The organism is Halomonas sp. KO116, assembly GCF_000734975.2.
Taxonomy (GTDB): domain Bacteria; phylum Pseudomonadota; class Gammaproteobacteria; order Pseudomonadales; family Halomonadaceae; genus Vreelandella; species Vreelandella glaciei.
Genome location: NZ_CP011052.1, coordinates 215,339 through 230,246 on the forward strand (window position 1 = coordinate 215,339; position 14,908 = coordinate 230,246).

The following is a 14,908-nucleotide window of genomic DNA, read 5'->3' on the forward strand; positions in this document are numbered from 1 at the left end:
CCAATTCACGCCCTTTCTAAAAGAGACATGAAGATGGGCTGCCTATTTGCCTCATGACTGACGATGGGCGGCCCACCGATCTATTCACGTTACTGCTGGTATTGCTCGATTAACGCTAACATGCGGTCGTATAGTGCCGCTGCTGGTAGGCCCTGCGCCGCAACCTGCTCGATACGTTGCTCATTGAGCGGTTCAATACGCCCCGCCCAGCGCTTCTGCTCTTCTTCACTCAGGGTGACAACCTCCAAGTCGTGGTTATCCTGCGCCCAGGTGATGGCTTCGCGAACATGATTATCAAGATAGTGCCCGGCGTACTGAGAGGCTTCAGCGCCGAGCTCATCAATGACCTGTTGGACATCTTCCGGCAGCGACTCCCAGCGTTGACGGCTCATTACTGCCAACATCACAACATTGGAGAGAGGGTAGTCCACGATATAGTCGAGATAGCGTGCGTACTGAAGATCCATCAGGGTTTCGCGGGAGGAAGCTACCCCTTGAACAATGCCGGCCTGGAGCGCTTCGCCGGTTTCAGCTTGAGACATGCCAATCGGCACGGCCCCGAGTGTGCGCAGAGTGTCGGACTCGCCTGGCACACGAATTTCCAGGCCGGATAGATCCTCAAGCGTGCTCACCTGTTCTCGCGTCTGGAGATACCCCGGTTCGGAGGTAAACACAGTAATCACTTTGAAATCCTCAAGACCGAACTGCTCCTGGGGAAACTCGCGTACCAATTGGTAGGCAACTTGGCTTGCCACTTCAGAGTTAACATCGATACCGCTGAAATCACCGATCAGGTTCAGTAGCGGAAAGCGAGCAGGCTCGTAGGAGGTTGTCGTAAGGCCAATATCGGCGACGCCATTAAGTACGCCATCCAGCATGTTGCTGGCGGTGAGTAGAGTGCCACCTGGAAAGGTGTTGACGGCGACCTTCCCCTCAGTGCGTTTTTCAAGCTCATCGGCCCAGAACTGCATCTGCACACCGGGAAACGTCTGAGCGGGAGCAAAGAAAGCGTAATTGAGACTGATATCACTAGCCAGGGTCGCTGAACTTAGCATCACACCCGCCAAGAGACTGCTTAAACGCAGCAGCGAGGGTCGGTGCTGCAAAAGCGCGTGTTTTTTGTGCATGTTGATCGCCATGGGGAACGCCTCTCTATTTGTTGTTTGTTGAATGCCGGTCATGAAACAGCGTATAAACATTCAACATCACATGAAAAGTAAAGTAAATTGTTAAGTTAACAGCCGTCATTTGAAAACGGTGCAAGTTGAGTTCCAGTTGTTTAAAAACACCTAAATTATTATTTACTTAACCCGAGTCGAAGGTTGCTCTGTTGAGTCACAGTAACCACGCATTGCGTCACTTCTTACTGGCAAAGCACCACTCAAGCGCACCTTGGTGAATAAAGTGCATACCTTGGTGCAATCACACTCACTACCCCATAAGTTCGACGCCTCGAATAGTGGCTAGCAACGCTTATTTCCATAAAAGGGCTGTGATGGGTTGGCTTTATCGAGAGACGACCTGTTTTAGCGAGCCGTTATTAGTTGCGTTTTTTGAATATCGGTTGCGTATTGTGGATATCCGTCAGTAACCCGATGGCTATACCGTTTAACGACCTTGAAGGCGTTAACAAGAAACGGAGATAAGCATGAAAGTCAGCGTTATTGGCGGTGGACATGGCTGCTATGCGGCAGCCATTGAAATGGTGGAGAAAGGTTTCGACGTGACATTGTGGCGGCGGGATGGCAAGGCTCTGCAAGAGTTGCGTCAATTGGGCTATTTGGACGTCAAGGATGCTCAAGGTGAACGGCGTATTCAGATTGGTACTCACAAGGATCAACTATCGCTAACAGATAGCCTGGAGGAGGCGACGCGGCAGGCGGAGCTGCTGATTGTGCCGTTACCCGCCACCTCCCATGACACGCTAGCCGACCAACTGGGGCCGTTACTACGCAATGATCAGGTGGTCTTTCTACCGCCGGGTACTTTCGGCAGCTACCTGTTCCACCGAGCGATGCGAAAAGCGGGCAACGACAGCCAAGTGGCCTTCTGTGAAACGGGAACGCTTCCTTATTTGGCGCGAAAGCACGGTGCTAATAAGGTAGTTATTAGCGTTTATGCAACCCGGCTCCCTACCGGCGTATTCCCCAGCGAACTGTCAGCACACGCCTTCTCTGTATTGCGGGAGGCCTACCCCAGCGTTGAACCCATCGAGGATGGACTCAGTGGCGCCTTAATGAACGCTGGCCCTATTATCCACCCGCCTTTAATTATGATGAATGCGGGGCCACTAGAGCATTTTGATGCCTGGGATATTCACAATGAAGGAACCCAGCCCTCTATCCGCAGCGTGACCACCGCGCTAGACAATGAGCGTATCGCGGTGCGCGAAAAGTTGGGTTACCAGCCCTCCCATTTTCCTCTTGCTAACCACTATGCCTCCGAAGGAGAGGAGTGGATGTATGGCCGGGGCGCTCACGGCAAACTGACCGATAGTGGTGACTGGCGAGAGAACATCGACCTGCATAGCCATCGTTACATGCTGGAGGACACCCGAATGGGGCTCTCCTTCATCGTGTCGGTTGGCCGCTGGGCGGGGCAGCCCACACCAGTGGCGGAGGGGCTTTTGAGCATTGCTTCGGCGATCACCGGCCAAGATCTTTATGCCCAAGGCCGAACGCTGGAAATGCTGGGACTGGATTCGCTCTCCCAGGCGCAGATGCGCTCTTTATTGACGTATGGCATCCAGGCCTGAGCTACCGATAGAGGAGAGCGCATCATGCAGGACAACATCATCGTCTTGGGAGCAGGCAGAATGGGAGAGGGTATTGCCCTCTCATTCATTCTGGCTGGGAAGGAGGTCGTGCTGATCGACTTCAAGTCACGTAGCCCTGAAGAGCGTCTGCACTATTATGAGCAGGCTCGCAGTCGGCTAGTGACCGAGCTCAAATATCTTCAGGAGAAGCGGCTCATTCAGGAAGAGCAGATCGCTTCAATGGTGAAGCAACTGCGTATCGTGGATGACCAGCAGGTGCAGATGGTGGCGGGAAGCCGTCTGGTTTTCGAGGCGCTGCCTGAAGTCAGCGAGATTAAGCAGCAAGGGCTGGCCTGGGCAAGCCGCCATTTGGATAAAGAGGCTGTTATCGCCTCAACGACGTCCACTTTTCTGGTCACCGAACTCGCTTGCATGGTTAGCCATCCAGCCCGTTTCATGAACGCCCACTGGCTTAATCCGGCCCATTTGATGCCCTTAGTGGAGGTAAGTCGGGGCAAGGATACCGAGCAGCGCTATGTCGATGCGCTGTTCACGGTGCTTAAAGGGATAGGCAAAGTGCCGGTGCTATGCGAGGCGGCGCCGGGCTACATCATTCCCCGCCTGCAGGTGCTGCTCATGAATGAAGCCGCGCGTATGGTCGAGGAGGGCGTTGCTAGCGCCGAGGATATCGATGTGGCCATCCGGGTTGGGCTAGGGTTGCGCTATTCGGTGCTGGGAGTGCTGGAGTTCATCGATTGGGGCGGTGGCGATACGCTTTTCTACGCCTCCAACTACCTGTGCGACAAGCTGGATAACCGCTTCAAGTCACCTGAGGTTATTACCCGGAATATGCAAGAGAAGCGTCGAGGCTTCCAAGATGGCGTGGGCTTCTTCGACTACTCAGGGGTCGATCTGTCGAACTACCGAAGGCAGCGCTCCGACGCTTTTCTAAAGCGTCTTGAGCTACTTGACCTGATGCCGACAGTCACTACCCGTTATTAATCCTTCACAGCCTATAAAGCGCCTATTGGAAACACATGCTGTTCCTGTAGGCCTTCGCCGAGGATAGTCATAATGAAAACGAGTACACAGGTGGGAACGTTAGCGCTACTAATCGCTGCAATGGCGTTGGTAGGGTGTAGCGATGCGCAGGAGGAGGTAGTCGATGAGCCTAGCGACGACGCCCAAGTGATTACCCTCAGCTACGCTTTCTTTGCCCCTGCGCAGAGCTTTCCGGCCATTCAGATGGAGCATTGGGCGAAAGAGCTCAATGAACGTACCGATGGTCGTGTCGAGGTCGACCTCTTTCCCGGGGGCTCCTTGCTCACGGCCAGCAATATGTACGATGGGGTGCTAAATGGTGTTGCGGATATAGGGCTTTCAGCCACCTCTTACGAGCCGGGCCGTTTTCCCCTGATCAACTTGGCCGGAAGCCTGACCGGTCAGGACGTCAATTCAGACGTCGCCAGTCGCATGACTTACCAACTGATTCAAGAGTTTGGTGACCAGATGTCCGAACTCGAAGAGTTCAAGGTCATCACGGCCTTTACCTCGGAGCCTGCCTATTTCCAGACCATTGAACCGATTCGTCAACTGGAAGACCTGGATGGGTTGGAAATCAGAATTTCCGGCGATAACTCCAGGGCGCTGGATGCACTGGGGGTAACAGCAGTAGGCATGTCGCAGGCCGATGCCGGCGAGGCCCTTCAATCTGGCATTATCGATGGGTATGCGGCTTCCCGGGAAGTGCTAATGGATATGCAGTTCGCGCGTTTGGCTAAGTACGTGACCGATTATCCCTTAACTAACACCATTTTTGCAGCGCTGATGTCGAGAGAGAAGTGGGAGGCGCTCCCTGCTGATATACAGGCGGTTATCGAGGAGTTGGCGCCGGAGATGGCAGCCTTCACCGGTCAATATCTCGATGAGCATATACAGCGTTCACTTGAGTGGGCGCAAAAGGAAGAGGGGGTTGAGGTGATAGCGCTTGACGATGATGAGGCTAGCCGTTGGGATGATCAGCTCGCTCCGGTCAATGAAACTATCCTGTCGGATGCAGAGCAGCAGGGCCTACCGGCGTACGCCTTTGCAGAACGAATGCGTGAGCTGATCGAGGAGTATCGTACCGAGGCTGAATAAAAAGAGCAGAGGCGACAGTAGGCTCAGAGCAAGACGTTGGCCAATTCGTTACCAGTAGTATGTGCGCGGTTTGACTGCAGTGTTTGCACGAGGGTCACCCCATAGACCTCCTTGTACTGTGCGGAGAAATGGCCAGGGCTGTTGATTCCATGCTGCATGATGACATCGGTGACACGGTGACCGCGAGGGGCATCAAGCAGCGCCTGGTGCACACTCTTCATACGTTGCTGAGTAAAATAGGCTTTGGGTGAGAGCCCGACAAATTGCTGGAAGCCGTACTGCAGCGTGCGCTTTGACACCCCCACCATCGAGGCTAGAGTATCGAGCTCGATCCCCTGCTTGAGGTTCTGGTCAATACGCGTTTTGGCGCTTTTTACATAGTGTGGAAGAGGAGAGGGCTTACCACTCAAGCGATGACTATAGTTGTTCATGAACAACCCCAGCAGGCTGTCATATAAGTACTCTTCCATCAGCTTGATCTGCTGGCGCGGGGCACTTTGTTGGTGAAGAGACTCGGTGAGACGGGCAAAATACTTGATGGTATCCAGAAGAAAAACTGTGCCGGGGTAGTGCTCGGGAAAGTAGTGGTCAAAGATGATTGGAAGATCAATGCGTTGATCGAGCCGACACGACAAGCGTTGCTCCAACTGATGGCGCGGCACTCGAACGATAATGTTATGGCAGTTCGGAGAGGTTTGAATGAGGGCGCGTTGACAGGGGGAGGTGACGGTAATACCTCCCTGAACCATACTCACCTGACGGTCAGCGTATACGATGGTTCCCTGGCCTTCGAGAGTGATACGAAACAGGTAAACGTTTGACTCTTCGACAGGATCAATTTCGACATTGGCACCATATTGCAATTCGATAATGGCCAATTGGTCAAAGCTGACGGCACTCAAACGTGAGGCAAGTCGCGGGCCGTCAAATAAACGCATGCGATGTGGGCAGAGGAAGTGGGTGACATGCTCACGAATGACCTCTTGTGAATCGGTGCGCAGAATAGCGTGCTTCTGCAGCAGAAACGATGTTGTACCCATGGTTCACCTCAACAATGCACCAAGCAGGTGATGGTTTTGGGGTGTGAAGCCGAGGCAATATCGGCTGGGCCAGTAGATGGCACGCTCTATCCCTAGAGGCTCCAGACACTTACACTTGAATGGATATATGCTAGAATAATCCACTATTTTTTTGGATGGCGTGCTTCTTATGGTCGACAAGGATGAATTATCGTCTTCCTTTTTTCCTCTTGCCGATGAATTTCGCTCGCGTGATTTTCCTTTTTATTGGGTCGCGAGGCTGAATGCTAAATACAGCGCTGATGTCGATACACTGCTGAAACCACACGGACTCAGTTCGTCTAAGTGGCGCATTCTCATGATCCTACATGAACATGGGCGCCTTAGCATGTCGGATATATCAGTACACGCTGTTGCAAAATTGTCAACTACCACCAAAATTGTATACCGAATGCAAGAGTCGGGTTTGCTTAAAACAGAAGCCAGCCCGCAAGATGGTCGTGTCACAGAAGTAGAGCTTACCGATGCGGGTGAGGCAAAGCTGGATATTGCTCGGCAAGTTACTAGCCGTCTGGTGGAAAAAGCCTTTGCCGATTTCAGTAAACAGGACATTGTTTATATCAATCAGTGCTTGAGTAGAATGTTCCATAACTTAAACGCGCTTTAATGTCTAGAGGGGCGCTGGAACTACAATCATTACGGCAAAGTACTTACATTTGCCTTATGGGCTATCTAATAGCCCTGCCCTTTCCTGAACTACTCCTTTTTGTTCAAACTTCCGCTTAGCGCTTCCTGAATTCAAACATTAAGCGCAGCACCCGCGGTTTTCAGCGCCCCTGAATACTCTCCCAGGAACACTTGTGCCGGTGTCCGATACCCCAAGCGTTTTCTGGGGCGGTTGTTCAACTTGGCAACGACTCTCCTCAGTGCTGAGTCGCTCACCTTCCGGAAGTCCGTCCCTTTCGGGAAATATTGGCGAATCAGGCCGTTGGTGTTTTCATTAGTGCCACGCTGGCATGAGCGGTACGGGTCGCAAAAATAGGTCTTGGCCGAGACAGCCTTGGCAACCTGTCGGTGCTCGGCGAATTCCGACCCGTTATCCAAGGTGATGGTCTGCACTGCGCCTCGGCGTGGTTTTAATAAACGGGTCATCGCTTTGGCCGTTCCAGGGGCCGTGATCGTCGACAGGCGCGCTGCCAAGAGGTAGCCGCTGCGTCTCTCGACCAGGGTCACCAGGCCAGATTCTTTATGGCCTTTGAGCACCGTATCGCCTTCCCAATGGCCGATATGGCGCCTTTCTTCCGCTTCGGCGGGACGCTGTTCAATGCCTACCCGGTGTGGAATTTTGCCCAATCCCGCATGCTTGGCCAATCGGCGCTGATAGCGCCGCTGGCGTGGTAGCCGGAGTCGCTTCCATAATTCGCCGCCGCGTTTCTGGTCGTCCCAGATTAACGCATAGATCCACTGATGGCTTACGCAAACCCCGTTGGCATTCGCCATGAAGCCACTAATTTGCTGGGGGCTCCATTCGTCCATCAGTTGATCAGTGACCCATCGAATCAGGCTGGGCAGGCGCTTCGTCACTTTCCAGGCGGTGCGTCGGCGTTGATCACTTCTCGATTGCGCCTGCTCAGGCGCATAGCCAGTCTTAAGCCCATTACGCTTTATCTCCCGGCTAATGGTGCTGCTATGAACCCCAATAGCCTTGGCTATTTGTCGCTGGCTGATGCCCGTCTCAAGATAAGCAAAAATTTGGTATCGTTGGGACTGGGTCAGCTGTCGGTATCCCATGCTCTGCTTCACTTTGGTCGGTAAAGTCGAGAGGGTACCGGCGCTGGCCCTCCTTCCTCTACTGTGTGATCCAAAGTGCTGCGGTTATTCTATGAATCCAGGCTTTTGCTTAAACGTCACGCGGGTAGTGAAATTGCCACGCTTTTTACAGTAGTCCATCCATTAGTCGTAAACTATACGCCGTAATTAAGCAGGATATTCCCTAACCCTTGTGAAAGTCACGAATAGGTTAACTACGAAAATAGCAGCTATTTTATAGTTAAATAACTGATCTTATTAGCTCTATAGAGTTTTCTGTCTTCATGCCAATTTACTCAATTAGGTATGCCTATCAACCTGAGAGGTATTGGCGACTTGGCCCATCAGTCGTAACACTCACCTGCACTGTTATTGCTATGCGGGTAAAAAGATCATGTCGCAAACCACAGGGGCAGTTGAACAAGCGCCCTACACTGAATCCTCTGCTTTCAAGCCAATCTCACTTGTAATGGGAATCGTCATTGGCTTGGGCGCTTTCTTCTTTCTGCCTGAAACGCTGGCCTTCGATGCACGACTTGTTGCTGGCATTGCTATGCTGATGGCCTCCTGGTGGATGACAGAGGCGATACCCATTCCTGCCACGTCGCTGTTGCCGCTTGTACTGTTCCCGTTTTTCGATATTGCCTCAGTCGGTGAGACCGCCTCGCCTTATGCTCACAGCATTGTCTTTCTAGTATTGGGTGGCGTACTGCTGGGCTTGGCAACGCAGCGCTGGAATTTACATCGCCGCTTCGCGCTACTGACGGTACTCACCGTGGGCACCAAGCCCGCTCAAATCGTCTTCGGTCTGATGTTCGCTAGCTGGTTTATTACCATGTGGGTCAGCAATACCGCCACCGCTGTCATTATGGTGCCGATCGGAGGCTCGATCATCGCGCTAGTGAAGTCACTGGGTAACGGTGACGACACGCCCAAGTTTTCTGCCGCTGTTCTACTGGGCATTGCCTATGCCATCACCATCGGCTCGATGGCTACGCTGATCGGCCAGCCGCCGATGGCGCTAATGCGCGCCTATATGGAAGACACCCACGGGCTTAGTATCGGCTTTGGTCACTGGATGCTGGTGGGTGTACCGTTCTCATTCACCATGCTGATATTGGCTTGGTTGGTTCTCAACAAGCTGGTATTCCGCTCGGAAGTTGAGAACATCCAGGGTGGCCGGGCGATGATCGAGACAGAGCTCAAGGGGATGGGTCGACTGTCACCTGAAGAGTCGCGTGTGTTAATGGTCTTTGCCGGGGCGGTATTCTGCTGGGTCTTCGTGCCGTTAATCGCGAGAATTCCTGTAGTACAGAGTGGGCTGCCTTGGTTGGGTAACATCAACGATACTAGTGTGGCGATTCTCGCGGCGATTCTGATGTTTGTAATACCGGCTTCTAGAGGAAAAGGGGCGTTGCTGGAGTGGTCGGCCACGCGTGATGTGCCTTGGGGGGTACTGGTTTTGTTTGGCGGTGGCCTAACACTCTCAGCTCAGTTTACCGCTACTGGCTTGAGTGCCTGGGTTGGCGAGAGCGTCTCGGGTTTGTCGGGACTGCCGCCCATTGTGATTTTGGCTATCACTGCTCTCGTGATTATCCTATTGACCGAGCTCACCAGCAACACGGCGACGGCGGCTGCCTTCTTCCCTATTATGGGGTCTATTGCCGTGGGGCTGGGTATTGAACCTTTTCTAATGACCATCGTGGTTACCTTTGCCGTGAGCTGCGCCTTTATGTTGCCGGTGGCGACCCCTTCTAATGCGGTGGCTTTTGCAACGGGAGATCTTCCGATTAAGAGCATGATCCGTGCAGGTATCTGGCTCAACGTTATCGGCTTACTGGTGATTATGGTCGCGCTCTACACCATCGTCCCTCTGGTATTCGATGTCTCTTTCTAAATCGGGCCTGCAAACGTCACTGGCAACGATTCGGATTTGACGCTGATAAATATCCGCTCTATTTTATTCGCAATAAAAACTTATGTTCGCAATAAGAACAAAAGGGGTTTTCCATGTCTCAGCCTTGCATAATCTGCGTCGCCATTACCGGCAGCCTGCCACGCAAAGAGAATAATCCTGCCGTGCCCATCACGGTTGAAGAGCAGATTGAAAGCACCCAGGCGGCGTTCGAAGCGGGGGCCACCATTGCTCATTGCCACGTGCGTAACGATGACCAAACACCCTCTTCCGACCCAGAGAAGTTTGGTCGGCTGATGGAGGGGCTTAAGAAGCACTGCCCCGGCATGATTATTCAGCTCTCAACCGGCGGGCGCTCGGGTGCAGGAGAAGCCCGGGGCGGGATGCTGCCGCTGAAACCCGATATGGCCAGCCTCTCGGTGGGTTCCAACAACTTCCCCAACCGCGTTTACGAGAATCCGCCGCAACTGGTGGAGTGGCTGGCTGATGAGATGCTCAAGTACGATGTAAAACCTGAAATCGAAGCGTTTGATTTGTCACATATCCACCAAGCGGTGAGCCTTTCCAAGCAAGGCAAGCTAAAGACGCCGCTCTACGTGCAGTTTGTGATGGGGGTTAAAAACGCTATGCCAGCGGACAAGCCGACTTTTGATTTTTATATTGAGACGCTCAAGCGTTTAGCGCCTGATGCGCAGTGGTGTGGCGCTGGCATCGGCGCCAATCAATACCTGCTTAATGAGTGGTCAATTGCTGCAGGTGGTCACACTCGGACGGGGCTTGAGGATAACGTGCGCCTGGACAGCGATACATTGGCACCATCCAACGCGGCACTGGTCGAGCGCACGGTAGCGTTGTGCGAAAAGTACCAGCGCCCGGTGGCTACTTGGCAACAGGCGCGTGAAATACTTGGCTTATAAAATAAATAAAACCAACAATTAATAAGCAGGAGATAAGTAATGACGGATATCACTGTCGTGGGTGATGCGCCTGAGATTGACGAGATTAAGCGTGTAGTGCAGCTATATGTCGATGGCTTTCAAGGCGGTCAAGAAAAGCTGGAGGAGGCGTTTCATAAGGACGCGTGGATTTTTGCTGTGGATGCTGATGGCAAGTTGGCGACTGACTTGATCAGCGACCGTTTCGAGCGCTGGGCGGCTAGCCACCGTAAAGTGAAGAGCCGCTTTATTGCCGTCACCCAGGCGGGAGAGATCGCCAGCGTACTGCTAGGCTTTGATAATAGCGACAATCTGGCGGATTCCTGGGTCGATGTGGTTACCTTGGTGAAGGTCGACGGCATCTGGAAAATTACCAATAAAACGGCAGCCCATAGCACCCGCGCCGCGTGGGCGAAGCCGAACGACCCCTATTCAGAGAACAGAGAAAACATCAGCCCACGCAGCCAGCGGTTGCCTGGGTCTTGATGAAAGCGACGGTGCCAGAAAAGATTAATCGGGATTTCTGGGAACGTTAGGGGATGCTCACGAATGGCTAACCCGAAACGTGTTCGCGTTGCCTCGGCTAATTTATCGGTAACCGTCACCACTAGATCGCTGCTGCTGACGATATAGGGAACAGCTGCGAAATGCGGCAGTGTTAACCGAACTGGGCGCACAACCCCAGCGTGCGCAAGCTGCTCTTCGATAATGCCATGCCCGGTTCCCCGGGCAACCACCACAGCGTGATGCGCTGTGCGAAACGCCTCAAGGCTAAACTCCTCCGCAGCGAGCGGGTGATGCTCGCGCATTAAGCAAACGTAGCGTTGTACAAACAGTCGCTGCTGGTAGAAGCCTGCTCCTAGTTGCGGGATCAGGCCAACGGCCAAATCTATCTCCCCCTCCTCCATCTCGTTTTTTAGGTCATTATGGTGGCTGCGCACGGTGTTGAGTGAAACCCCCGGTGCGTGGTGTGAGAGATGTTGCAGCAGACGCGGGAGAAACACTATTTCACCGATATCGGTCATGTTGATATGGAAAGTGCGCTCACTCTTAGCGGGGTTAAAATCGTCGCATAGGTTCAGCGTGTCGTTCATTCGTGCCAGCGCATCCGCAATGCCGGGGTGAAGTCGACTGGCACGGGGCGTTGGTTGCAGACCTTGCGACGTGCGCTCGAAAAGTTCGTCCTCCAGCAAGTGGCGTAAACGTTTCAGTGCATGGCTCACCGCCGGCTGGGTGATACCCAAGCGCAGCGCCACCCGTTGTGTATTTTGTTCTTGGTACAACAAGTCAAAAACAACCAGCAAATTCAGGTCAATGTTGGCAAGTTTCTCCATCACCTTGCGCCTCGCAACATATTCCACAATAGTCGAATGTAGCCGTCAGAGAGGTTTTTAACTGGTTGATTCATCTTGTTATTAGCGCCGTTTATAGTCTGAATGAAGGAAGCTGTGTGGTGGCAGTTGACGCTTCCGAATAGCGTTAGGGGGAGAGCATAGCGCTCAACATATAACGATAAGCCCCTGAGCAGAGTTAAATCATGGTAGCTAACAGCACAGTAGCAAATACACAGCCAAAACGTCTTTCGATTGGCATCATCGGTGGTGGTATCGGAGGAGTCGCCTTCGCCGTTGCATTATCCCGTGATAGCCAGCTTGATGTTCAGCTTTTCGAAGCGGCTCCTCAGTTCTCCGAGATTGGTGCGGGTGTCTCCTTTGGCCCCAATGCGGTAAAAGCCATTCAGCTATTGGGGTTGGAAAACGCTTATCAATGTATTGCCGACTCCTCGCCCGCGCCCTTTGAGGATGTTTGGTTCGAGTGGCGCCGAGGCAGTGATGATACCTACTTAACTGCCAGCCTGGCGCCAGGCGTTGGCCAATCCTCGGTGCATCGTGCCGATTTTCTTGATGCGATTGTCGCCAATCTGCCTGAGGGCATCGCCCACTTCGGCAAACGCTGTATAGGCGTTAAGCAAGACGCCGACAGCGCCACCGCCAGCTTCGACGATGGCACTCACTTTACGGGTGATGTGATCATCGGCTTTGACGGCATTAAGTCGGCGGTGCGCCCCCATGTGTTACCCCCGGAGCAGTACGGCGAAATTACGCCGTTCTGGAGTGGCACTTACGCTTATCGCGGCATGATTCCCACCAGGGACCTAGAGATTGCTCTAGAGGCTAAAGGCAGCGAGAAGCGCCTAGCATTGGTGCCTCAGATGTATCTTGGCAAAGATCGCCATATTCTGACCTTCCCGGTTAAGCAGTCTCAACTCGTTAACGTCGTGGCCTTCATTACGGATCGTTCGAAACCGAACCCTAAACTGCCCGAAGGCGAAGAGTGGGTTCAAGCCGTCAGCCAGGCGGAAATGCTAGACGTATTTGCAGGTTGGAGCCCGGCTTGCCAAGCCATTCTTGAATGCATTCCTGAGCCAACGCGCTGGGCGCTGCATGAGTTACCTGAGCTTGCCCGCTACCAGCGCGACCGCGTACTGATCGTGGGCGACGCTGCCCATGCGTTAGTGCCTCACCAGGGGGCGGGAGCCGGTCAGGCGCTGGAGGATGCCTATGTGCTGGCGACTCTGCTGGCGGATGCCAGTTGCCGTAGCCACAACGTAAGCACTGTGTTGTCTGCCTTCGAACAAGTACGCCATAGCCGTAGCTGCAAAGTGCAGCGTACCTCCCATGAGGCGGGCGATGTCTACGAATATGCAGGAGAGGGCATCGGCGACGATGAAGCCGAGCTAATTAACAATCTGGAGAGCCGCTTCGAGTGGCTGTGGATTCATGACCCACACGAGGATGTGATTGCCGCTAAAAATAGCTTGAAGTTTGAAACAAGCGAGAACTGGGGGTGAACCAAAAGCTACCCATTTAAAGCAAGAACTTCTTTTATAAAGACGAACTACAACAAAGAGTGCAACGATGAAAACAAATAATACAACACTGACGTCGTTACTTGGGGCAGGCTTTTTGCTGGCAGGCCAGCTTGCAATGGCTGAAGATGGCGAACCTGTAAAGCTAGGTTTAATGTTGCCCTATACGGGTACCTACACGGCACTGGGCGAGGCTATTACCAATGGTTTGAAACTCGCTATTGAGCAGAATAGTGGACAGCTTGGAGGACGTGAAGTCGAGTATGTCCAGCTTGATTCCGAGGCCAATCCCTCCAAGGCCCCCCAGAATATGAGCCGATTAGTGAACAGTGACGAGGTCGACGTTGTTATTGGCCCTGTCCACTCAGGTGTGGCCATGGGGATGCTCCGCGTGGCCAAGCAAACCGGCGTTATTACCATTATTCCCAATGCTGGTTTGGGGGCAGCAACTAATGAACTTTGCATGCCCAATGTCTTTCGTACTTCACATAACATGTGGCAGGACAGTTACCCCATGGGGAAAGTAGCTTATGATCGCGGCCACCGTGAGATGGTAACGATTACCTGGGATTATGCCGGTGGTAAAGAGGATATTGCTGCTTTTGAGGAGGCGTTTACGGAAGCCGGTGGTGAGATTATTGAGCAAATTCTGGTTCCTTTTCCCAGCACTGAGTTTCAAAGTTATTTGACGCAAATAGCAAGCCTCAATCCCGACGCGGTTTATACGTTCTTCGCGGGTGGAGGGGGTGTCAGCTTTGTGCGTGACTACGCTGCAGCCGGACTTAAGGAAAATATTCCCCTGTTGGGCTCTGGCTTTATGACCGAAGGTAATTTGGCAGCATTAGGAGGCGCGGGCGAGGGGGTGTTAACGACGCTACACTACGCTGAAACGCTGGAGAGTGAAGAAAATCAGAGCTTCGTAGCTGCTTATCAAGAGGCTTACGGTGAGATGCCTGATGCTTATGCCGTGCATGGTTATGACACGGGTGCCATGCTCATACAAGCGCTTGATGCAGTCGAAGGTGATTCCACTGACCGCGATGCACTCATTGACGCACTCGCTGCCGTTGAGCTGCAGAGCCCACGTGGACCATTACGCTTCTCCAAGTCCCACCACCCGATACAAAATATCTACCTACGTGAGATCCGCGATGGTCAGCACGAAGTATTATCGGTAGCGCATGAGCTACTCGAGTCACCCGATGCTGATTGCCAGATGTAAGTGAGTTTTTAGAGAGTTAGCGCTTATTATTGTTGGCAGTACGACTAAATCGTGTGATTAGCGTCGTGCTGCCTTCCTGTGCTTTACGCCTCATGTCTCAATGATGTGTCTTATTCTTTTGTCGTAAAAGAAACACCACCCAGCTGGCTTTGGCGTATGGAAAGTGTGCCATCACGTTAATAGTTAGTCGCAGATATTATCTACTCACCGTGTTGCTATGCCTTACCCATCATTACGTGTCTCAT

Annotated in this window: 13 protein-coding genes; 9 read left to right on the forward strand and 4 right to left on the reverse strand. The window is 52.9% G+C overall.

Annotated features, from left to right (window positions below):
* Positions 1-89: 89 nt before the first annotated feature.
* Positions 90-1,127, reverse strand: a complete 1,038-nt coding sequence (locus KO116_RS01055) for a TRAP transporter substrate-binding protein (RefSeq protein WP_035565103.1) — start codon at positions 1,125-1,127, stop codon at positions 90-92.
* Positions 1,128-1,648: 521 nt separating this feature from the next.
* On the opposite strand from KO116_RS01055, the gene KO116_RS01060 reads away from it, so the two are divergent.
* The 3 genes from KO116_RS01060 to KO116_RS01070 all read left to right on the forward strand — a co-directional run bounded on the left by KO116_RS01060 (position 1,649) and on the right by KO116_RS01070 (position 4,894).
* Entirely contained in the window at positions 1,649-2,755 is a 1,107-nt protein-coding gene (locus tag KO116_RS01060; RefSeq protein WP_035565057.1) for an NAD/NADP-dependent octopine/nopaline dehydrogenase family protein, read from the forward strand.
* Between the two features lie 24 nt (positions 2,756-2,779).
* Entirely contained in the window at positions 2,780-3,757 is a 978-nt protein-coding gene (locus KO116_RS01065; RefSeq protein ID WP_035565054.1) for a 3-hydroxybutyryl-CoA dehydrogenase, read from the forward strand.
* Positions 3,758-3,829: 72 nt separating this feature from the next.
* Complete coding sequence (locus KO116_RS01070; RefSeq protein WP_035565052.1) at positions 3,830-4,894, forward strand: TRAP transporter substrate-binding protein; 1,065 nt, start codon at positions 3,830-3,832, stop codon at positions 4,892-4,894.
* A 23-nt stretch (positions 4,895-4,917) separates the two neighbouring features.
* On the opposite strand, the gene KO116_RS01075 is transcribed toward KO116_RS01070, so the two are convergent.
* Complete coding sequence (locus KO116_RS01075) at positions 4,918-5,934, reverse strand: AraC family transcriptional regulator (RefSeq protein ID WP_035565050.1); 1,017 nt, start codon at positions 5,932-5,934, stop codon at positions 4,918-4,920.
* Positions 5,935-6,103: 169 nt separating this feature from the next.
* On the opposite strand from KO116_RS01075, the gene KO116_RS01080 reads away from it, so the two are divergent.
* Positions 6,104-6,580 (forward strand): MarR family winged helix-turn-helix transcriptional regulator, encoded by a 477-nt coding sequence (locus tag KO116_RS01080; RefSeq protein ID WP_035565048.1) that lies wholly within the window; start codon positions 6,104-6,106, stop codon positions 6,578-6,580.
* A gap of 131 nt (positions 6,581-6,711) precedes the next feature.
* Here KO116_RS01080 and KO116_RS01085 read toward each other — a convergent pair whose 3' ends face one another.
* Positions 6,712-7,704, reverse strand: a complete 993-nt coding sequence (locus KO116_RS01085) for an IS30 family transposase (RefSeq protein ID WP_035565046.1) — start codon at positions 7,702-7,704, stop codon at positions 6,712-6,714.
* 412 nt (positions 7,705-8,116) lie between these two features.
* Between KO116_RS01085 and KO116_RS01090 the strand changes: the two genes are divergently transcribed.
* The 3 genes from KO116_RS01090 to KO116_RS01100 all read left to right on the forward strand — a co-directional run bounded on the left by KO116_RS01090 (position 8,117) and on the right by KO116_RS01100 (position 11,058).
* The gene (locus tag KO116_RS01090; RefSeq protein ID WP_035565044.1) at positions 8,117-9,619 is read left to right on the forward strand and encodes an SLC13 family permease; all 1,503 of its coding nucleotides are present in this window, start codon (positions 8,117-8,119) and stop codon (positions 9,617-9,619) included.
* A 113-nt stretch (positions 9,620-9,732) separates the two neighbouring features.
* The gene (locus KO116_RS01095) at positions 9,733-10,554 is read left to right on the forward strand and encodes a 3-keto-5-aminohexanoate cleavage protein (protein WP_035565041.1); all 822 of its coding nucleotides are present in this window, start codon (positions 9,733-9,735) and stop codon (positions 10,552-10,554) included.
* 39 nt (positions 10,555-10,593) lie between these two features.
* Complete coding sequence (locus tag KO116_RS01100; RefSeq protein ID WP_035565039.1) at positions 10,594-11,058, forward strand: nuclear transport factor 2 family protein; 465 nt, start codon at positions 10,594-10,596, stop codon at positions 11,056-11,058.
* Here KO116_RS01100 and KO116_RS01105 read toward each other — a convergent pair.
* Positions 11,001-11,906, reverse strand: a complete 906-nt coding sequence (locus KO116_RS01105; protein WP_022521200.1) for a LysR family transcriptional regulator — start codon at positions 11,904-11,906, stop codon at positions 11,001-11,003. The two genes, KO116_RS01100 and KO116_RS01105, sit on opposite strands and share 58 nt — an antisense overlap.
* A 203-nt stretch (positions 11,907-12,109) precedes the next feature.
* On the opposite strand from KO116_RS01105, the gene salA reads away from it, so the two are divergent.
* Positions 12,110-13,423, forward strand: coding sequence for a salicylate 1-monooxygenase (salA, locus tag KO116_RS01110; protein WP_045812034.1), 1,314 nt, complete (start codon positions 12,110-12,112; stop codon positions 13,421-13,423).
* A gap of 67 nt (positions 13,424-13,490) precedes the next feature.
* On the forward strand, positions 13,491-14,663 hold the full coding sequence (locus tag KO116_RS01115; RefSeq protein ID WP_035565036.1) for an ABC transporter substrate-binding protein: 1,173 nt from the start codon (positions 13,491-13,493) through the stop codon (positions 14,661-14,663).
* Positions 14,664-14,908: the final 245 nt, after the last annotated feature.